This window comes from Adlercreutzia sp. ZJ473 (assembly GCF_013185065.1).
Lineage (GTDB): Bacteria > Actinomycetota > Coriobacteriia > Coriobacteriales > Eggerthellaceae > CAAEEV01.
Genome location: NZ_JAAVTO010000051.1, coordinates 1 through 17,739, shown reverse-complemented (window position 1 = coordinate 17,739; position 17,739 = coordinate 1). Strand labels below are relative to the sequence as shown.

General features: G+C 66.7%; 18 protein-coding genes. 3 read left to right on the top strand and 15 right to left on the bottom strand.

Annotated elements, in window-relative coordinates; all coding sequences use genetic code 11:
- Nucleotides 1-77 precede the first annotated feature (77 nt).
- The 9 genes from HRL41_RS09675 to HRL41_RS09635 all read right to left on the bottom strand — a co-directional run bounded on the left by HRL41_RS09675 (nt 78) and on the right by HRL41_RS09635 (nt 6,891).
- Nucleotides 78-368: a hypothetical protein gene (locus HRL41_RS09675; protein WP_165174120.1), complete on the bottom strand. Its 291-nt coding sequence runs from the start codon at nt 366-368 to the stop codon at nt 78-80.
- A gap of 108 nt (nt 369-476) precedes the next feature.
- A complete protein-coding gene (locus HRL41_RS09670) occupies nt 477-713 on the bottom strand; it encodes a NifU family protein (protein ID WP_165174122.1) in 237 nt (78 codons plus the stop codon).
- Between the two features lie 86 nt (nt 714-799).
- Entirely contained in the window at nt 800-2,305 is a 1,506-nt protein-coding gene (locus HRL41_RS09665) for an LCP family protein (RefSeq protein WP_172136757.1), read from the bottom strand.
- A 7-nt stretch (nt 2,306-2,312) separates the two neighbouring features.
- On the bottom strand, nt 2,313-3,593 hold the full coding sequence (gene murA, locus HRL41_RS09660; RefSeq protein WP_172136755.1) for a UDP-N-acetylglucosamine 1-carboxyvinyltransferase: 1,281 nt from the start codon (nt 3,591-3,593) through the stop codon (nt 2,313-2,315).
- A 260-nt stretch (nt 3,594-3,853) separates the two neighbouring features.
- Entirely contained in the window at nt 3,854-4,255 is a 402-nt protein-coding gene (locus tag HRL41_RS09655; protein ID WP_172136753.1) for a DUF86 domain-containing protein, read from the bottom strand.
- The gene (locus HRL41_RS09650) at nt 4,252-4,551 is read right to left on the bottom strand and encodes a nucleotidyltransferase family protein (protein ID WP_172136751.1); all 300 of its coding nucleotides are present in this window, start codon (nt 4,549-4,551) and stop codon (nt 4,252-4,254) included. The genes HRL41_RS09655 and HRL41_RS09650 overlap by 4 nt, the downstream gene beginning before the upstream one ends.
- 155 nt (nt 4,552-4,706) lie before the next feature.
- The gene (locus HRL41_RS12215; protein WP_253904833.1) at nt 4,707-5,228 is read right to left on the bottom strand and encodes a helix-turn-helix transcriptional regulator; all 522 of its coding nucleotides are present in this window, start codon (nt 5,226-5,228) and stop codon (nt 4,707-4,709) included.
- Nucleotides 5,229-5,599: 371 nt separating this feature from the next.
- Entirely contained in the window at nt 5,600-6,202 is a 603-nt protein-coding gene (locus tag HRL41_RS09640) for a helix-turn-helix domain-containing protein (protein ID WP_172136749.1), read from the bottom strand.
- Nucleotides 6,172-6,891, bottom strand: a complete 720-nt coding sequence (locus HRL41_RS09635; protein WP_172136747.1) for a phosphatase PAP2 family protein — start codon at nt 6,889-6,891, stop codon at nt 6,172-6,174. Before HRL41_RS09635 ends, HRL41_RS09640 begins: the two co-directional genes overlap by 31 nt.
- 555 nt (nt 6,892-7,446) lie before the next feature.
- Here HRL41_RS09635 and HRL41_RS09630 point away from each other — a divergent pair.
- Complete coding sequence (locus HRL41_RS09630) at nt 7,447-7,893, top strand: hypothetical protein (RefSeq protein WP_172136738.1); 447 nt, start codon at nt 7,447-7,449, stop codon at nt 7,891-7,893.
- A 189-nt stretch (nt 7,894-8,082) separates the two neighbouring features.
- Here the strand turns inward: HRL41_RS09630 and HRL41_RS09625 are convergent, their stop codons facing one another.
- Nucleotides 8,083-9,009: a LysR family transcriptional regulator gene (locus tag HRL41_RS09625; RefSeq protein WP_172136736.1), complete on the bottom strand. Its 927-nt coding sequence runs from the start codon at nt 9,007-9,009 to the stop codon at nt 8,083-8,085.
- Nucleotides 9,010-9,131: 122 nt separating this feature from the next.
- Here HRL41_RS09625 and HRL41_RS09620 point away from each other — a divergent pair, with 122 nt between their 5' ends.
- Entirely contained in the window at nt 9,132-9,776 is a 645-nt protein-coding gene (locus HRL41_RS09620; protein WP_172136734.1) for an SDR family oxidoreductase, read from the top strand.
- 40 nt (nt 9,777-9,816) lie between these two features.
- Nucleotides 9,817-10,266, top strand: a complete 450-nt coding sequence (locus tag HRL41_RS09615; RefSeq protein WP_165173675.1) for a flavodoxin family protein — start codon at nt 9,817-9,819, stop codon at nt 10,264-10,266.
- 626 nt (nt 10,267-10,892) lie between these two features.
- Here the strand turns inward: HRL41_RS09615 and tsf are convergent.
- The 5 genes from tsf to rho all read right to left on the bottom strand — a co-directional run.
- Nucleotides 10,893-11,753 (bottom strand): translation elongation factor Ts, encoded by an 861-nt coding sequence (gene tsf, locus HRL41_RS09610; RefSeq protein WP_172136732.1) that lies wholly within the window; start codon nt 11,751-11,753, stop codon nt 10,893-10,895.
- Between the two features lie 90 nt (nt 11,754-11,843).
- Nucleotides 11,844-12,611, bottom strand: coding sequence for a 30S ribosomal protein S2 (gene rpsB, locus HRL41_RS09605; protein ID WP_165173943.1), 768 nt, complete (start codon nt 12,609-12,611; stop codon nt 11,844-11,846).
- A gap of 312 nt (nt 12,612-12,923) precedes the next feature.
- Nucleotides 12,924-14,948 carry a class I tRNA ligase family protein gene (locus HRL41_RS09600; RefSeq protein WP_172136730.1) on the bottom strand — a complete coding sequence of 675 codons (2,025 nt, stop codon included), beginning with the start codon at nt 14,946-14,948 and terminating at the stop codon, nt 12,924-12,926.
- The gene (sppA, locus tag HRL41_RS09595) at nt 14,929-16,161 is read right to left on the bottom strand and encodes a signal peptide peptidase SppA (protein ID WP_172136728.1); all 1,233 of its coding nucleotides are present in this window, start codon (nt 16,159-16,161) and stop codon (nt 14,929-14,931) included. The genes HRL41_RS09600 and sppA overlap by 20 nt, the downstream gene beginning before the upstream one ends.
- A gap of 15 nt (nt 16,162-16,176) precedes the next feature.
- Nucleotides 16,177-17,739, bottom strand: a 1,563-nt coding sequence (rho, locus tag HRL41_RS09590; protein WP_253904832.1) for a transcription termination factor Rho, incomplete at its 5' end; no start/stop codon positions are given.

Below are 17,739 nucleotides of genomic sequence, written 5' to 3'. Positions count from 1 at the left end.
CGGCCCGCAGCGCGCGGGGCCTCACGCCCGTCCCGCGCGCGACGGGCGCCGCAGCCCCCGGAGCGGCGCGCCCCGCCCTAGAGCAGGAAGCGGTTGGGGTTGCCCTGGCGCTTGAAGTCGGCGGGGCGCTCGGCCATGGAGGGGCCGTGCGCGAGGAAGTGCTCGCAGAAGCGGCAGATCTCCTTGACGGCGGCGTCGTAGTCGCGGTCGGGGTTGAGCAGCAGGTCGAAGTCGTCGCACACCACGTGCGTCTTGCGCTGGCAAGCGGCGAAGTGGCAGTCGGCCGGGCACGGCTCGCCCGGTATGTTATGGGGACAGCGCCCCCGCATCTCGTCGTCGCATCCGCGACGCTCCCAGCACCTCTCCATGAGTGCTCCTCCTCTCCCTCGTGAGACCACAGTCGAAGGGCGCGCCTTCTCGCGCGCATGAAAAGGGGCGAGCCGCCAGGCCCGCCCCTTGCTTGCTCAGGCGCGCGTTTACGCCAGGTCGGCCGGAACGACCTTCGCCACGCCCGGCACGCGCTCCTTCAGGATGCGCTCGACGCCGTTGGCCAGCGTCATCTGCGACATGGGGCAGCCCTTGCACGCGCCCTGCAGCTCGACGGTGACGACGCCGTCCTCGGACACGTCGACGAGCCGCACGTCGCCGCCGTCAGCCTGGAGGCTGGGGCGGATGAGCTCGAGCACCGCTGCGACGTCAGACTTCTCTACCATGATGAACTCCTTATCTGGGATGTTTTCTTCGAACGCATTCTATCATAGCCGACGCCGCCGCGCGCGGCCGCGAGAAACCCCGTCCGTCACGAGACGGGCATCCAGTCCTTCCCGATGATGACCAGCACGTTGGTGTCGAAGGTGTAGAAGTCGCCGCCGTTGATGACGCGCCCGCCGCTCGCGGCGCGCGCGACGGCCTTGGCGGCGCCCTCGTAGGCCCCGTCCTTGTAGATGACGAACGTCTCGGGGTAGACGGTGCCGTCGTCGACGTTGCCGGTGCCCTCGACCTTGAAGCCCGCGGAGGCGAGCATCTCGCCGAGGCGCCCTGCCGCGCCCGTGGTGCCCGCGCCGTTGCGCACCTCGACGGTGACCTCGGCCGGGTTCACGCCCGCAGCCGAGCTGTCGACGATCGCCGGGTCCTCCCCCGCCTTGAAGCGCGCGAGCATGTCGGCCCACTCGTCCTCGTAGTACTCGAACAGCGGCTCGGCCGCGTCCGTCGCGTAGCCGGGGAGCGCGCAGACGTAGGTCGTCACCTGGTCGAGCGGGCGCAGGGCATCGCCGAGCGCGATGAGCTGGCTCGACGTGAAGTCGCAGCTCAGGTAGTCGCCCGCCTCGCCCACGAGCGACGCGAAGCTCAGGCCCTCGGAGGCCAGCGCGCGCTGCGCGAGCGCGAGCGTGAAGGCGACGCGGTTGGCCGAGGCCGCGTCGAAGCCGCCCGAGAAGTTCAGGGCGCGCAGGTACACGAGCGCCTCGTCGCCGCCGAGGGTCTGCTCGCCCGCCGGCAGGACGACCGTGCCCGCGCGCGGGTCGTCGACCTCCTCGGCGAGCGTGAGCGCGACGCCGCCCACGGCGTCGACCATGCCGGACAGGCCCTCTTCGTCGGTAGCCGCGAAGTGCGCGACGTCCACCTCGGCGAGCTTGGCCACCTGCCTGATGAGCTCGGCGTCGCCCCCCAGCCCGCGCGCGTCGTAGAGCGGATGGTCCTTGCCGTCGGACAGGCGCATGTCGAGGTTGGCGGGGATGGACGCGAAGCTCAAGACGCGCGCGCCCTCGTCGACGCGCACGAGCAGGTACGCGTCGGTGGCCGCGCCGCGCGCCTTCGCCGCGCTTCCGAGCTCGGCGGCGCACAGCACGTAGTAGGGCTCGCCCTCCGCGGGGGCGATGAGCGCCTCCTTGGCGTTCGAGGAGCCGAGCGCCAGCTTGGAGTCAGACGAGCTGAAGTAGGTGTAGGCACCCACGCCCGCGGCCACGGCCACCACGAGCACCGCCACGAGCGCGAAGAACAGGATGCGCCGATGGCGCGCCTTGCGCTGGATCTCCTGCACGTAGCCCAGGCGCGACACGCGCCGCGAGTAGGCGCTGTCGCTCTCGCCGCTCTGCGCCGAGGTGCCCACGTGGCTCACGTACCCGCGCGTGGCCTTGTTCGCGCGGCGCATGTTCGCGAAGTCGACGCTCGACGCGTTCGACGGCGCGTGCTTGCCGCGGCGCGCGGGCGCGTCGCGCACCACGTGCGAGCCCACGGTCGACGACTGCATGCGCTTCGACATGCGCTTGGACTGGGAGGCGCTGAAGCCCTTCTTCCTGCCGAGCATGGACGTCCTAACGCGCGGAGCCGTCAGGGACGCGCTCGACGTCGGCGCCGAGGCTGGCGAGCTTGCCCACGTAGTCCTCGTAGCCGCGGTCGATGTGCTCGATGCGGTGGACGCGCGTCTCGCCGTCGGCCACGATGCCCGCGAGCACGAGCGCCGCGCCGGCGCGCAGGTCGGTCGAGGACACCGGGGCGCCCTGCAGGCCCGCCACGCCGCGGATGAGCGCGTGGTGGTCGTCGATGGTGATGTCGGCGCCCATGCGCATGAGCTCGGCGGCGAACATGAAGCGGTTCTCGAACACGTTCTCGGTGATGACCGACGTGCCCTCGGCCAGCGCCGCAAGCAGCATGAACTGCGCCTGGAGGTCGGTGGGGAAGCCCGGGTGCGGCAGCGTCTGGATGTCGGCGCACACCAGGTCGCCCGCGCGGCTCACGCGCACCCAGTCCTCGCCCGTCTCGACCTCGCACCCCATGGCGCGCAGCTTCATGATGGCCATGCGCAGATACGCCGGGTTGATGCCGTGCGCCGTGACGGGGCCGCCCGTGAGCGCGCCGCCCGCGAGGAAGGTGCCCGCCTCGATGCGGTCGCCCACCGTGGTGTGCTCGCAGGGGTGCAGGTCGGCGAGCGGCACGCCCTGGATCTCGATGTGCGAGGTGCCCGCGCCGCTCACGCGCGCGCCCATGGTGTTGAGCATGCAGGCCAAATCCTCGATCTCCGGCTCGCACGCCGCGTTCTCCAGATACGTGGCGCCGTCGGCCACCACGGCCGCCATCAGCAGGTTCTCGGTGGCGCCGACGCTGGGGAACTCGAGCATCACGTGCGTGCCGACAAGGCCGTTCGGCGTGCGCGCCACGAGCACGCCGTGGTCGATGCTGAACTCGACGCCGAGGGCCTCGAGCCCCACGAGGTGCATGTCGATCTTGCGCGCGCCGATCTGGCAGCCGCCGGGCATGGCCACGTGCGCCTCGCCGAACCGTCCGATGAGCGGCCCGAGCACCGAGATGCTCGCGCGCATCTTCGAGACGAGCTCGTAGGGCGTCTCGCACGAGTCGACGGGCTGCGTGTCGATGACGAGGTCGTGCCCGCGGCGCTCGACGGTGGCGCCGAGGCGCTTGAGCACCTCGCCCATGAGGCTGATGTCCGAGATGAGCGGCACGTTGTGCAGGGTGGTGACGCCCTGTCCGAGCAGCGACGCCGCCATCAGCTTGAGCGCCGAGTTCTTCGCGCCCGCGACGCTCACGTCGCCGGCAAGCGTGTTGTTGCCGCGCACGATGATGATTTCTGAGGTCATGTCTATCCTTAAGGACAAGCCGCGCGCACCCGGCGAGCGCAAGCCCGCTCCCCCCGGCGCCCCGCGGCAGGTCATTCGTTCTCGATAACGCGTCTATTATAGGAAATCCCGCCGCCCCCGCGCGCTCGCGCGCCTCAAGACCTCAAGCTTTCTATATCAGAGGTCAGGCAGCCCCTGCCGTACTCCCACTTCGACACCGCCGTCATGGAGACGTAGAGCGCGCAGGCGAGCTCCTCCTGGTTGATTGCCAAGACATGGTTTTAGAGTCGAGGCGAAGAAGGAGTGGCGGGAGTGTCGTCGAGATCAGCCTCATCCTGCTCGACGCTGGCCACGAGCTTCCTCAGCTGATCGGCAAACTCCCAGAGCTCGTCGAAGAGCACTTGAGTCACGATGTCCCACTTGGTGTTCTCGTAGTCATGCACGAGGCGATGGCGAAGACCCGCAACCTTCGACCAAGGGATGTCGGGATGAGCCTCCCTCGTCTCCTTCGAGAGATGCGACACGTACTCGCCGATGTTGTAGAGCGGCGTGGTAACCGCCCACTGAACGAACTGATCCGATTCGACCAGCTCGCGCGTAATGCCCCTCTCCTCCATCATGGCATGCAGATCGTCTGCGAAGGAGAGGATGCGCTTGACCTTTCGCAGGTCGGACGGGGTCATGCGATCACCCGCGCATCGGCGTGGATGCGCTTCATCAGGTCAGAGCCCTCGCGTATCTCCGACTCCTCGTAGACGTCGACGCGCTTGCCCGACGCGTTGTAGAGGTCGTCGGCTATGGCGAAGATGTTCGTCGGCACGAACCGCTCGCCTCCCCTCACGAGGAGGTCGATGTCAGACTCAGGAGTCGCCTCGTTGCGCGCATATGAGCCGAAGAGCAGGGCAGACTCGGCGCCATAGCGGTCGAGTATGGGCTTGACCAAGCTCTGAAGATCATCGAACGTATACACGACTTCCATGTCAAAGCACCTCCCGTCGCTGCAGAGTATAGCACGGCCGAGACGCTCAGCAGGCAGGGCGGAGTCTTCCCGGAGTCTTCCTTTTCCTGGGACCCTTCCTCCTTCGGCTGCTGGCTCTCTTCCTGAGGCGTCAAGTCCTTCTCCTCGCCTGCCGTCTATCGACTTTCGGCAGAATGCGCGAAGAGGACCGTTACGGTGCAGGCCGCGGCGCCCAGGACCCAGGGAAGCCAGAAGAACCTGAGGCAGAACGCTGCGAAGACGACGCCGGCCTCGCCCCAAGCGTGGCTGGGAGCGGCGCCCATGGCGAACGGCGCGAGCAGCATGCCGAGTGCGAGCGCAGTGGACGCGAGCACGATGGCGCCGCAGGTCATGCCCATGCGCCTGCCCCGGCGGCGCGGAGCGGGCGGCTCGCTGCGCTCGTCGGCGTCGACAGGAGCGGGCATAGCGGCGTCTGAGAGCGCCAGCGGCGCGACGGCGACGAGATCGCCCCGCACCAGATCATCAAGCGAGCAGCCGAAGATCTGACACAGGCTTAGCAGCTTGTCCATCTCGGGATAGGCGCGCTCGGACTCCCACTTGGTGACTGACTGGCGGCTCACGCCGAGGAGCACGGCGAGCTGCTCCTGGGTCATGCCATGCGCGGCGCGCAGGTGCCGCAGGTTGTCGCGAAAGCTCATGGACGCGGTTCCTTTCGTCGGCGTCACCCCATTATACGTCCGCAGGCGCGCCCGCGCGCTCTCACGCGGCGAAGCAGCAGGGCGACGGGTGGCGCGACAGATGAGGTCGGCGTCTGTCGGATATGAGGACTGGCTTGACGATACGCCGAGGGTCCGCCCCGATCCACCAACCGCAGGCTGCTTTTTCACGCCCTCTCGGCGCCCGTCAGTTGCAAAGCGCAGGTCAGCTACGGGCGCAAACGGAAAGCGCACCCGGCGCGGCGACCACCTTCTTCAGCTCTTCGGCAAACTCCCAGAGCTCGTCGAAGAGGGCACCCCCTACGACGACACGCCTGATTCCAGTGCGCAAATGAACGTACGTCAGCGCCGGCCTACTTCCCCTGGGAGATGAAGAAGCCCTTGGCCACGAGGAGGGCGAAGCAGATGATCCCCGCATACGGCTGCCTGGAAGCGATGAACACCACGACGCTCGCGATGGAGAGGACCATGCCCGCCGCGAGCAGGCGCCTGCTCCACGTCGGCTTGCCCAGGTTGGACGCGAGCAGCCCGAGCGCGCCCTCCAGAGCCGTGGCGCAGATGAGCGCCGCGAACACGGCTTTCAGCCAGAAGCTGACGCCGGTCAGGCCGATCAACGCCACAGCGGCGGTGGAGTCCGCGCCGTTGCCGAAGGCGGGTATGAGCAGAAGCACGACGAGGAGCACGTCGAGCGCGCCGCAGATGCGCGAACGGTACCTGCCGGCAAGCTCCCTCTTCTCCTCCTCCGCCGCCACGATGATCTCGTCCGGGCATATGAGCTCGTCTATCGACACGCCGAAGAACCGGGAGAGCTCCTTGAGCGAGTCGATGCTCGGGTAGCCCCTGCCGGACTCCCATTTCGACACCGCCGTCCTGGAGACGTAGAGGGCGCAGGCGAGCTCCTCCTGCGTGAGCGAGCGCGCCTTCCTCAGCTCCTGCAGCTTCTCGCCAAACTCCATCTCCGTTCCTCCTCCTCCGGCTTGCCCCTTCTGCGATCTGCGCATGCGACGGCCGACCGGTACATCATGAGCAGCCCGGCCGCCAGCAGGACGGCCCCGACGATGTCCGTCGCCCAGTGGACGCCCGAAACCAGCCTCCCGAGCACCATGAGCGCCGAGAACACGGCCACGAACGCCGTCACGGCGCCCCTGAGGGCGGGGCTCTTCACCCTGCGATCGGCCTGGTACTTCAGCGTCGGCATGACGCTCAGGACCAGAAGCGTCGTAGAAGAAGGATACGACGCTTCCATCATCCCGTCTATGGGTATGGGGCGGTAGTTGATCGGGATCATCTCGAAGACCAGGTACCCGAGGATGACGAGGACGTAATAGACGCCGAGCAGAAGGAGGTCCGCGTCCACCCGAAGCAGGCTCCTGCGCCTGACCAGCTGCACGGCGCCCAGCGCCCCGAACCCCAGGCAGACCGCGATCGGCACGAGGCCGAGCCAGTCCGTGACCAGGTAAACTCCCCAGTGCACGCCCGTCAGCTCGTGAAACCACACATTGAGCGTCGCAAAGCCGACGTCCGTCCCGTTCTGGCCGACAGGCCGCACGTCCACGCATTGGACCAGCGCGGTCCAGAGCGCGAAGGCGGCCAGCAGCGCCAACCCTGCGAGAAGCTCTCTTCTTCCCTGTTTTGCGTTTTGCATGCGCACCACGTCCCTTCGTCTCGCCTTGATGCGAGACCGAAGGTAGGAGGCGTTGGCGGGTCCGGAAAGAGCCGCGACGTCACGTCGGCGGCACGCTTCGTCACATCGGTGACACGCTTCGTCACGCCGGCGGCACGCTTCGTGCCATGCGCCGCCTTCCAGGCGTTTTGCGTGAATGCTGCGGGATATATAATGCAACCAGATAGAAAAACCTTCGAGGTTTTGCAAGGCGGAGTCGCGAAAGCGGTTCCGCCTCGTTGTCTCTCGTCAGCCTCCTCTACCAGCGACGTTGTGCTTTGGGAATCCCGCGATCTGTGACGAAATGCGACGAACCGCCGCGAAGCCGAGCAGATTCTACCGCGTCGATTGGTTATCCTTAGATATGGATGATATAGTTTCCCTTGAAATACGAGGAGACTGGACCATGAAACGAGGAGCGGCAAGCGGCATGCGTCACCTGACTCAACAGCGAAGCCCCTTGCCTTCCGCGTTTTCCGAAGCTCTGCGAGGTTCTTTCGCATGAGGCTCCGCAGGGTGAACGGACTAGCTGCCGCGATGCTCGTCGCGGCATTCTTCCTGCATGCAATCGTGGGCACGCTTTGGCTCCGTTTCGGATTCTCGGATCACCTGGCATGGGTGGTGTGGGTTGCCGTGGGCGTGGCCGGCGCCCATATCGGGCTTTCGGCGGCAACGAGCCGTTCGATGCTGACGGACAGGCAGCGACCGCCCAGCAGACGCAAGAGAATGCACCTCGTTCTCAAATGGGCAAGCGGCGGGATGCTGCTTGCCGCCGCGCTGATCCATATGGCAGCGGGCCTGACAGGCAGAGCGCCCGAGGCACGGTGCTTCCTGCTCGTTGTCGTCGCGTTGCTGACCTGGCACTGCCTTGTGGGCGCCAAGTCATTGCTCAAGGACCTCGACATTCCGACCCGTCTCAAAGGGAGCCTGAGAGCTCTGATGATTACGGTCGCCGCTGTCGTGTGCCTGGCTCTCCTGCTCTGACGCATCGAAGCACGGAGAAGCGCCGCCGGGAAATGCTCACGATGCATGCTGTCGGGAAGCGCTCGCGGGGCACGCGGTCGGGAAGCGCTGCCGGGAAATGCTCGCGGGGCGCGCGGCCCGCGCGGCAATTGGCATCACCTGCTCTGAGCAGGTGCTTCTCCTCGGTTTTGACCCATGAAGGAGCCGCGGTCACAAAGAAGTCCGGCGAGCGTCGCTTAGCCCGCTCGCAAATCGCTCCATCTCAGGCGAGGGATCCTTGGAGTAGAGCAGTCCGAACGGCACGCGATAGGACCAGTCCATGGGAATCGAGACGAAGCCGGGGTGCACGTTGTCCCAAGCGTCGAGCGTCTCGAGGAGGATGGACCTGCGCTCGCACTCGTTGAAGGTGTCGATGCTGTAGAAGCTCGGCGTGTCAACGATCTCGATGCCCGGGTGATGGCTTTCGATCTCGGAGCGTATGGAGTCCAGCACCGGCGACGAGCCGGGCTTCACGAGCATGAGGGACTGGCCGCTGAGGTCATCCCAGGTTAAGGCGGACTCGCACGCGAGCGAATGGCTCCTCGGCACCGCGATCTTGCATTCGTAGAAGCCGAGCTTGAGCACGTTGCACATCTCATGCCATGCAGGCGCGTCGCACGGCCCCAGAAAGCAGTCGATTCGCGAGCCCAGCTCCCCTATCACGGAGTCCAGCTCCGTCCCGTCATCGAACGAGACGATCTCTATCCCGTAATCCGCGTCCATGTCGTTTCGGGACCAGATGTCAAGAAGGCGCGAGCAGGGGCGCAAGAGCGACGTCCCGACCTTGACCATGGGCTTTTCCGCTTCAGACGCTCTCCTCATCTCACGAAGCGTCGAATCGGACATCTGCCGCATCCTCTTCGCAGCATCCAAGAGGATCCTCCCAGCGTCCGTCAGCCCGACTCCGCGGTTCGTCCTGTGGAAGAGCTTGACCCCCACCTCGGCCTCAAGAGAGTCCATCTGCTTCTTGACTGACACGGCGGAGACGAAGAGCTGCTTGGCCGCAAGCGAGAAGCTGCCGGATTCCGCGACAACTATGAATGTGCCTATCCGCCGATTGAGCATCGCCAGTCTCCTGATGTCGAATATGTTAACCATAGGTTAAAGCCATTTAACCTATTGAACCATTCCCCGCGCGCTGCGTAAAGACTAGATTTGACTAGTCACTTGATTGGTCGCTTTGGATGGAAGGTCTGTCCTCGAGAAGAAGGAGCTCAGCTATGACAAGGAAGATCGTGGTTATCGGCGCAGGTCCCGGCCTCGGCAACGCCGTCGCGAGGCGATTCGGCAAAGAAGGATACGAGGTCGTGCTCGTATCGAGGAGCCAGGAGAGCCTCGATGCGTACAAGAAGGAGTTCGAGGAGCTCCGGATACCTGCTTCGGCATATGCCGCCGACGTCACCGACATCAAGGGCTACGACGAGGCGATAGACCGGATCCACGCAGATCACGGCGATCCGGACGTGGTGGTGTACAACGTCGGCATCACCTCTTTCGATGAGGAGCCGCTCACTGCGGAAGACGTCATGAGGCACTTTGCGGCCGACGTGGCAGGCGCCTACGAAACGATCCAGAAGTTCGCCACTCCTGGGTTCGCCGAGAACCAGGGCTCCGTCATCCTCACCGGAGGCGGTTTCGCGGAATCGCCGTATCCGGGCTTCGTGGCTCTCTCCATGGACAAGGCCGCGCTCCGCAACCTCGCGCTTGAGAAGAACCAGGAGCTCGCAGACAGGGGCATCTACGTTGGAACCGTCATGGTCTGCGGAACCATCGGCGGCGACGAGCACTTTGCAGCCGACAACATCGCAGAGGCTTTCTGGGCCCTCAACGACACGCGCGACACCTACGAGGTGAAGTATCAGTAATCCGTTCATCTCGAATCGATCGCATGCCGAAAGGACGAAGATGACCACGCTCTTCATAAACGGAAGCCCCAACAGGAGCGGGAACACGGCACGGTTGGCCAAAGCCCTCCTCGAAGGAACCGCGCATGACACGTTGAACCTCGTAGACTACAAGGTCTACGGATACGGTCAGCGCTTCGGCGACGACCAGCTCGACGAAGTGCTCGCCGCCATGGACGGCGCAGACACCATCGTCATCGGGTCGCCGGTATACTGGCACAACCTGAGCGGCTTGGTTCGCACTCTGCTCGACCGCCTCTACGGGGCGCTCGACCACCGCCGCTTCAGGGGAAAGCGCCTGGCCCTCCTCTACCAAGGCGCTGCACCTGCTCCTTGGATGATCGAGGCCGGCGAGTACTCCATCAAGAAGTTCTGCGAGCTCTACGGCCTCGCCTACCTCGGGATGGCCACCACCGAGAGCGAGGCGAAGAAGCTGAGGAGGGAACTGTAGCGACCATCATGGATAACGCGAAGTTCAAGTTGACGATTGATGTTCAGCCTTTACACGGCGTTCACGTTCAACAACTTCGTCTTCAGCGCGATCGAAAGCGCCCCGAGTGATTCTGGATGAAACGAGGCCGTTATCGGCGATTTCTCGGGGAAAGTGGATGCGAAAGCGCCGTTGTCGGTGGTTTTCGGGGCTCGAATCGCCGATAACGGGCGTTTTCCATCCAGCTTTCCAGAATGGTGGCTGCAAAGAGGGCGTTGTCGGTGTTTCGACCCCAAGGGCCCAGGGCGGACGAGGCGGCCCGGATGGGGCGGCCTGGGAAGCGGTTTGCCCCGTTTCATTGCCCCCGTTGCGAGTTGGAAAAAGCGGCTGCAACAGGAGTCCCGAACAGCCGCATCATGGACCCGATCGGCGGTCGCCGCCCGCAGGGGCGAAGCCTTCGACGCGCACCCGCATTCCAGGGTGGCTGCCTGTCCGCCGCGCTTCGCGCGGTGGACAGGGTCACGACCCCAGAATGCAAGAAGCCCACCACATGTTGCGGCGGGCTTCTTGTTGAGGGGGCTTCTGCTACAGCCCCTTCAGGCTATGTGACTTCATCCGAGCGCCCGCGCGGGCGCTTGCGCTGTCGGCTACTCGCCGAGGGCGAAGCGGGTGAAGCCCTTGATGGCGATCGTGCCGCCGAGGACCTTGGCGCACTCGTTGACGTAGTCGGCGACCGTCTGGTCGGGGTTCTTCACGAAGTCCTGCTCAGCGAGGCAGTTCTCCTTGTAGAACTTCTCCATGCGGCCCATGGCGATCTTCTCCTGGATGTTCTCGGGCTTGCCGGACTCGGCGGCCTGAGCCTTGTAGATGGCCATCTCGTGCTCGGCCACGTCAGCCGGCACGTCCTCGCGCGTGGCGGAGACGGGGTTGACGGCGGCCACCTGCATGGCCACGTCGCGGCCGCACTTCTGGAAGTCAGCGGAGGCGGGGTCGATGCCCTCGACGTCGAAGGCCACGAGCACGCCGATCTTGCCGCCGCCGTGGATGTAGGAGGACACGCCCGCGCCCTCGGCCACGGCAACGCGCGCGAGCTGGGTGTTCTCGCCCATCACGTGGATGCAGTCGGTGACGACGGCCTCGACCGTCTCGCCGTCGATCTCGGCGGCCTTCAGGGCCTCGACGTCGGCCGGCTTGGCGGCGAGCGCCGCGGTGGCGATCTTCTCGGCGTAGGCCTTGAACTTCTCGTTCATGCCCACGAAGTCGGTCTCGCAGTTGAGCTCGACCACGGCGCCGCAGGTGCACGCGTCGTTCACGAGCGCCATGACGGTGCCCTCGTTGGTGGCGCGGCCGGCCTTCTTGGCGACGGCAGCCAGGCCGCGGGTGCGCAGCACGTCGACGGCCTTGTCCATGTCGCCCTCGGCCTCGGTGAGGGCCTTCTTGCACTCCATCATGCCAGCGCCGGTCATCTCACGAAGCTCTTTGACCATAGAAGCGGTGATAGCAGCCATGGGAATTCCTTTCTGTGGGAAGGGGTGGTTTTCGGGAAGCGCGCGGAGCTCGCCGATGAGCCCCGCGCGCGCTGTTCCAAGCGAAGCAGCTTACTCGGCAGCAGCCTCGGCGACGGGGGCCTCAGCCTCGGCGGCCTCGGGCGCGGCCTCGCCCGCCATCTCGGCGGCGGTCACGTCAGCGCCGGTGCCCGCGATCACGGCGTCGGCGATGAAGTCGGCCAGCAGGCGCACCGAGCGGATGGCGTCGTCGTTGGCCGGGATGCCGTACTCGACGTCGTCCGGGTCGCAGTTGGTGTCAAGCGTGCCCACCACGGGGATGTTCAGGCGCTTGGCCTCGTGGATGGCGATCTCCTCGCGGTTGGTGTCGATCACGAAGACGGCGTCGGGGACGCGCTTCATGTTGCGGATGCCGTTGAGGTTGGTCTGCAGCTTGCCGAGCTCCTTGTGCAGCAGGATCTGCTCCTTCTTCGGCAGCAGCGCCATGCGGCCGTCGGCGTCCATGGCCTCGAGCTCCTCCATGCGCTCCACGCGGGTGCGGATGGTCACGAAGTTCGTGAGCATGCCGCCGAGCCAGCGGGCGTTCACGTACGGCATGCCGCAGCGGTTCGCCGCGTCGGCCACGGCCTCCTGGGCCTGCTTCTTGGTGCCCACGAACAGCACGGTGCCGCCCTTGCGGGTGAGCTCGGACACGAAGGTGTACGCCTTGTCGAGGCCGATGAGGGTCTGCTTGAGGTCGATGATGTAGATGTCGCCGCGGCTGCCGAAGATGTAGGGCTTCATCTTGGGGTTCCAGCGGCGGGTCTGGTGACCGAAGTGGCTGCCTGCGTCAAGCAGCGTGGAAATGCTGACTTTCGTCATGTCTCTTCTCCATTCGTTAGTCCTCTGCCTGCGGTCAACCCTGCGTCCGCAGCCTTTTTCAGGTGGCCACTGGCGGATCAGGTCACGCAAGCATGTGTGATAATCCTGCTGTTTACACAGCCTGTCTAAGATAGCACAACCCCCTCGCATTGCAAGGGGGTTGCAGGAAAATACCGCGCCGATCGCAGCAAGGCCTTCGGCCGATACCCTCGGCTGAGGCCTTCGGCTCTGCGGCTGCGGCGCTCCGCTCAATGGCGTGGGGCGGGCTGCGCCCTCCGCCCGTCCCACGCCCGTCCCACGCCTGCTCTTCGCCTACTTGTACTGGCTCTCGTGCTTCTTGAAGAAGTCGAAGCGCGGGGGGAGCTCCTGGATGCGGTGGCGGGCGTCGTCGATCTCGGCGGCGGTGCACAGCTCGTCGTTCGAGTCGAAGTCGTAGTTCCAGCTGAAGAACTCGTCGAAGCTGAAGCTCAGGTAGTCGCAGATCTTCTCGCAGCCCACCGGCACGATCGGGTGCATCATGAGCGTGCAGACGCGCAGCAGGAAGAAGCAGTCCACGAGCACCTGGCGGCGCGCGTCCGCGTCACCGGCGGCGTCGGCGGCCTTGATCTGGTCGGCCCAGTACTTGTTCGACCAGCGGATGAACTCGTCCATGAGCGACATCACCGAGTGCAGCTCCACCTTGTGCATGAGCTCGTCGTAGCTGCGCAGCGCGCGGCGGGCGCGCACGCCCACCTCCGGCGTCACCGGGCCGAGCGGCAGGTACCCCTCGCAGCTCTTCTGCGCCTCGTAGAAGCAGCTGCGCGCGAGGCGGTTGAACACGTTGGTGAGCAGCGCGCCCTCCTTGAGCGCCGGGTCGGCCACGCGCGGGTCGCTCCGCTTGGCCTCGTCGGGGTCGAAGGGCTTCGGGGAGAAGCCGACCGACTTCTGGTCGAGGCCGAGCGCGAGGAAGTGCGCGCGCAGCTGCTCGGGCGTGTAGTGCTCGAGGAGCTGCTCGCCCGTGGGCGGCTTGACCTTGCCCGACGAGGACGCCTTCGTCTTGCCGAACAGCAGGTGGTGGTTGGCCACGAGCGTGGTCTGGCGCAGCGCGAGCGCGTCGTCGCCGCCGTCGAGCAGGCCGCCCGGGCGCAGCGCCTCGAACAGCGCCGGCTGGGCCACGCCGTAGAAGTACAGGTTGTCCTGCCCGATGAACTGGTACACGCACGCGTCGTCGGAGCACCAGAAGTCGCGCCAGCTGCCGCGCGGCAGGCCGCGCTCGTCGTTCACCGCGCAGGTGAACGAGATGGGCGCCCACAGCGACTCGGGCCAGCACCACACGGTGAGGCCCTCGACGCCCTCGATCACCGGCGCCTGCACGCCCCACTCGATGTTGCCCGTGATGCGGAAGGGCACGAGCGTCTTGGAGGTGCGGAAGCGGATGTTCGCGCGCGCGAGCACGCTGCGCGCCTCGTCGCGCGCAGCGATGGACTCGAACTCGATCTCGAAGCTGGCCTTGCCCTTCTCCGCCGGGCGGTACGCGTGCCGCGGCAGCTCGTCGGCGACGGCCTCGTACGCCTCATATGCCTCGTTCTTCACGAAGATCACCGGCGGCGCCAGGAACTCCGCGATGGTCTGGGGCACCACGGGGCGCACCTCGGGGTCGGCCGCGAGGTCGGCGGCGTGTGCGCGCAGGAAGTCCGCGAAGGCCGGCAGGTCGAAGTACCAGTTCTCCACCGGGCGCATCTCGGGCGCGGCGTCAGAGAGCGTCGAGATCGGCGCGATGAGGTCGGCAGGCGCGTACTGGTGTCCCAGGTCGCACTCGTCGGCGTAGGCGTGCTCGGACTTGCAGCCCTGCACGGGGCAGCGCCCGACCACCTGGCGGCCGTTCAGGAACGTCTCGGCCTGGGCGTCGTAGAACTGCAGCGTGGAGGTGCGCTTGAGCCAGCCGTTCTCGTAGAGGCGCTCGATGAACGCGTTCGTGACCCGCTGGTGCACGTCGGCCGCGTGCCCGATGCCCGAGCCGTCGAAGATGTCGAGGCTGACGTGGTACGCCTCGAGCACGGACTTCTGCGCCTCGTGGTTGCGCATGACGTACTCCTCGATGGAGCCGTCGAACTCGCCCGCCTCGACGAGCTTGCGGTAGCCCTCGTTGATGGGGCTGCCGAAGCAGTCCGTTCCCGACACGAAGCGCACGTTGTCCGCCCCGATGCGGTCGCGCAGGAAGCGCGCGAACGCGTCAGCGGGCACGAACACGCCCCCGATGTGGCCGAAGTGCAGCGGCTTGTTGCCGTACGGCATGCCCGCCGTGACGACCGCGCGGGCAGGCCACTTGACGCGCTTGTTATCTCTCAAATCCGACATGGTTTTCCATCTCCTCCAAAGCGGCGGCGAGCGCACGCGCGTCGGCGCTGCCGCGGCTCTCACTCATCAGATCGAGCAGGTCGTTCAGACCGCTCGCGCCCGGCCGCAGGTACACCGTGTCGCACTGCGTGAAGCCCGCGAGGTCGCCCGCCTTGGCGACGGCGTCCTCGAGCGTGCCGATCTCGTCGGCCAGGCCGTTCTCGACCGCGTCCATGCCCGTGAAGGTGAGCCCCGTGGCGAGCGCGCGCACCTCGTCGACCGTCATGCCGCGGCCCTCGGCCACCGTCTCCACGAACGTCGCGTTGATCTGGTCGACCATGGACTGGTAGTAGGCGCGCTCGTCCTCGGTGAGGGCGCGCGTGCCGTAGCTCGAGTCCTTCGACTCCGTCGACGTGATGTTGTCCACCGTGATGCCGAGCTTGTCGAGCAGCTCCGAGATGTCGGTGAGCTGCATGGCCGTGCCGATGGCGCCGATGGCGGTGGTCTTGGCCGTGAAGATGTAGTCGGCCTGGCTCGAGATCTCGTAGGCCGCGCTCGCGTTCATCGACGCGCTCGAGACCACCACGGGCTTGGAGAAGTCGCGCACGTAGGCGGCCATCTCCTCGCCCGCCGTCGCCGTGCCGCCGCCCGAGTCGACGCGCAGCACCACGGCCTTGATGTAGGGGTTCTCCTCCGCGCGGTCGAGCTGCGCTTTGAGCCCCTCGGGGCTCGCGGTGGTCCCGTCGTACTGGATGGTGCCCGAGATCTCGATGATGCCCACCGAGTTCGTGGTGACGTAGTCGGAGGAGACGTCCTCGCCCAAGGCGCCGAAGGGGTTGGCCACCGTGCTCATGGCCGCGTTGCACGACGCGAGCCCGAAGAACATGAGCGCGAAGAAGAGGACCACCGCCACGAGCGCGACGATCCAGCCCTTGCCCTTCTTGGGAGCGGGCGCGGGCGGGGCCGGCTGCGGCGCGTAGGCGGCCTGCGCGAACGCGGGCTGGGACGCCGCGCCAGGATACGCGCCGAAGCCCGGCTGGGGCGCCGCGGCCTGCGGGGCGGCCTGGGCCTGCGGAGTCTGCGCGGCCTGCGCGGCCTGCGGGGCGGCCTGCCCCGGGGCCGCTGCGCCCGCCTGCGCGGACGCGGCGGCGTTGTAGGTTTGCTCGTAGGCGTTGGGCGCCGGGGTGCTCCCGTCGCCCCAGACGCCCTGCTGCCAGTTGTTCTGCTGGGTCATGGCTCCTCCTTGAGCCTAGAACTCGAAGCCCTCGTCCGACTTCCCGTGGCTGCCCTGGGCCTTCTTCGCCGTGCGGATGAGGAACTCCTGGTTGGTCTCGGTCTGCTTCAAGGACTTGATCAGCATGTCCATCGCGCGCTCGGTGTTGTTCATGTTCGCCAGGATCCTGCGAACCGCCCAGATGAGCGGGGCCTCCTGCCCGTCGAGCAGCAGCTCCTCCTTGCGCGTGCCCGACGACACCGGGTCGATGGCCGGGAAGATGCGGCGGTCGGCCAGGTAGCGGTCGAGCTTGAGCTCCATGTTGCCCGTGCCCTTGAACTCCTCGAAGATGACCTCGTCCATCTTCGAGCCCGTGTCGATGAGCGCCGAGGCCAGGATGGTGAGGCTGCCGCCGTTCTCGATGTTGCGCGCCGCGCCCAGGAAGCGCTTGGGCGGGTAGAGCGCCGTGGAGTCGACGCCGCCCGAGAGGATGCGGCCCGAGGCGGGCTGCGCCAGGTTGTAGGCGCGCGCCAGGCGCGTGATGGAGTCGAGCAGGATCACCACGTCCTTGCCCATCTCTACGAGGCGCTTCGCGCGCTCGATCACGAGCTCGGCCACGGCGATGTGGTTCTCGCACGGCATGTCGAACGTGGAGGAGACGACCTCGCCGCGGATGGAGCGCTCCATGTCGGTCGCTTCCTCCGGGCGCTCGTCGATGCCCAGGTACATCAGGTGCACGTCGGGGTTGTTGGCCGTGATGGAGGCGGCGATGTCCTTCAGCACGGTGGTCTTGCCGGCCTTCGGCGGCGACACGATGAGGCCGCGCTGCCCCTTGCCGATGGGCGCGGCCAGGTCGATCACGCGCGCCGTGATGGTGTTCTTGCCGTGCTCCATGAGCAGGCGGTCGTCTGGGAACACCGGCGTGAGGTCCTTGAAGTGCGGGCGAGCTCCCAGCTCCTCGAGGGGGATGTCGTTCACGGAGATGACCTTCTGGATGGCCGCGAACTTCTCGTTCTCGCGCGCGGGGCGGGTCTGCCCCACCACGAGGTCGCCCTTGCGCAGGCCGTTGCGGCGGATGGTGGAGGCGCCCACGTAGGCGTCGCCCTCGCCGGGCAGGTAGCCCGCGGCGCGCAGGAAGCCGTAGCCGTCGGCGAGGATGTCGAGCACGCCCGTGACCTCGACGAAGCCCTCGGCCTTCACCGCGGCGTCGTACACCAGGCCCACGAGCTCGGCCTTCTTGACGCCCGTGCCGTCGACGCCGAGCTCGGCGGCCTTCGCGCGCAGCTCGGCCACCTTGAGCTCCGCGAGCTCTTCCTTGGTGACGCTCGGGACCACCTCGCGGTTGACGCGGTTGTCGCGCTGGCGGCGCGGGCGGCGGTCGTTGCGGTCGCGGTTGTCGCGGCTGCTGCGGTCGTTGCGGTCGTTGCGGTTCCCGCCCTTGCCGTTGCGGTTGCCGCGCGGGTCGCGGTCGTTGCGGTCGGCGCGGTCGTTGCGATCGCGGTTGGGGCGGCCCTCGGCGCGGGGGCGCTGGTAGTCGCGCGGGCGCGGGGCGTCGGCGTGCGCCTCAGGCGCGGGCGCGACGGCGGCGCCAGCGGCAGC

Excerpts from the sequence above, each read along its gene's own strand:
- HRL41_RS09675 (WP_165174120.1), bottom strand. The coding sequence starts at position 368 with ATGGAGAGGTGCTGGGAGCGTCGCGGATGCGACGACGAGATGCGGGGG.
- HRL41_RS09670 (WP_165174122.1), bottom strand. The coding sequence starts at position 713 with ATGGTAGAGAAGTCTGACGTCGCAGCGGTGCTCGAGCTCATCCGCCCC.
- HRL41_RS09665 (WP_172136757.1), bottom strand. The coding sequence starts at position 2,305 with ATGCTCGGCAGGAAGAAGGGCTTCAGCGCCTCCCAGTCCAAGCGCATG.
- murA (WP_172136755.1), bottom strand. The coding sequence starts at position 3,593 with ATGACCTCAGAAATCATCATCGTGCGCGGCAACAACACGCTTGCCGGC.
- HRL41_RS09655 (WP_172136753.1), bottom strand. The coding sequence starts at position 4,255 with ATGACCCCGTCCGACCTGCGAAAGGTCAAGCGCATCCTCTCCTTCGCA.
- HRL41_RS09650 (WP_172136751.1), bottom strand. The coding sequence starts at position 4,551 with ATGGAAGTCGTGTATACGTTCGATGATCTTCAGAGCTTGGTCAAGCCC.
- HRL41_RS12215 (WP_253904833.1), bottom strand. The coding sequence starts at position 5,228 with ATGAGCTTTCGCGACAACCTGCGGCACCTGCGCGCCGCGCATGGCATG.
- HRL41_RS09640 (WP_172136749.1), bottom strand. The coding sequence starts at position 6,202 with ATGGAGTTTGGCGAGAAGCTGCAGGAGCTGAGGAAGGCGCGCTCGCTC.
- HRL41_RS09635 (WP_172136747.1), bottom strand. The coding sequence starts at position 6,891 with ATGCAAAACGCAAAACAGGGAAGAAGAGAGCTTCTCGCAGGGTTGGCG.
- HRL41_RS09630 (WP_172136738.1), top strand. The coding sequence starts at position 7,447 with ATGCTCGTCGCGGCATTCTTCCTGCATGCAATCGTGGGCACGCTTTGG.
- HRL41_RS09625 (WP_172136736.1), bottom strand. The coding sequence starts at position 9,009 with ATGGTTAACATATTCGACATCAGGAGACTGGCGATGCTCAATCGGCGG.
- HRL41_RS09620 (WP_172136734.1), top strand. The coding sequence starts at position 9,132 with ATGACAAGGAAGATCGTGGTTATCGGCGCAGGTCCCGGCCTCGGCAAC.
- HRL41_RS09615 (WP_165173675.1), top strand. The coding sequence starts at position 9,817 with ATGACCACGCTCTTCATAAACGGAAGCCCCAACAGGAGCGGGAACACG.
- tsf (WP_172136732.1), bottom strand. The coding sequence starts at position 11,753 with ATGGCTGCTATCACCGCTTCTATGGTCAAAGAGCTTCGTGAGATGACC.
- rpsB (WP_165173943.1), bottom strand. The coding sequence starts at position 12,611 with ATGACGAAAGTCAGCATTTCCACGCTGCTTGACGCAGGCAGCCACTTC.
- HRL41_RS09600 (WP_172136730.1), bottom strand. The coding sequence starts at position 14,948 with ATGTCGGATTTGAGAGATAACAAGCGCGTCAAGTGGCCTGCCCGCGCG.
- sppA (WP_172136728.1), bottom strand. The coding sequence starts at position 16,161 with ATGACCCAGCAGAACAACTGGCAGCAGGGCGTCTGGGGCGACGGGAGC.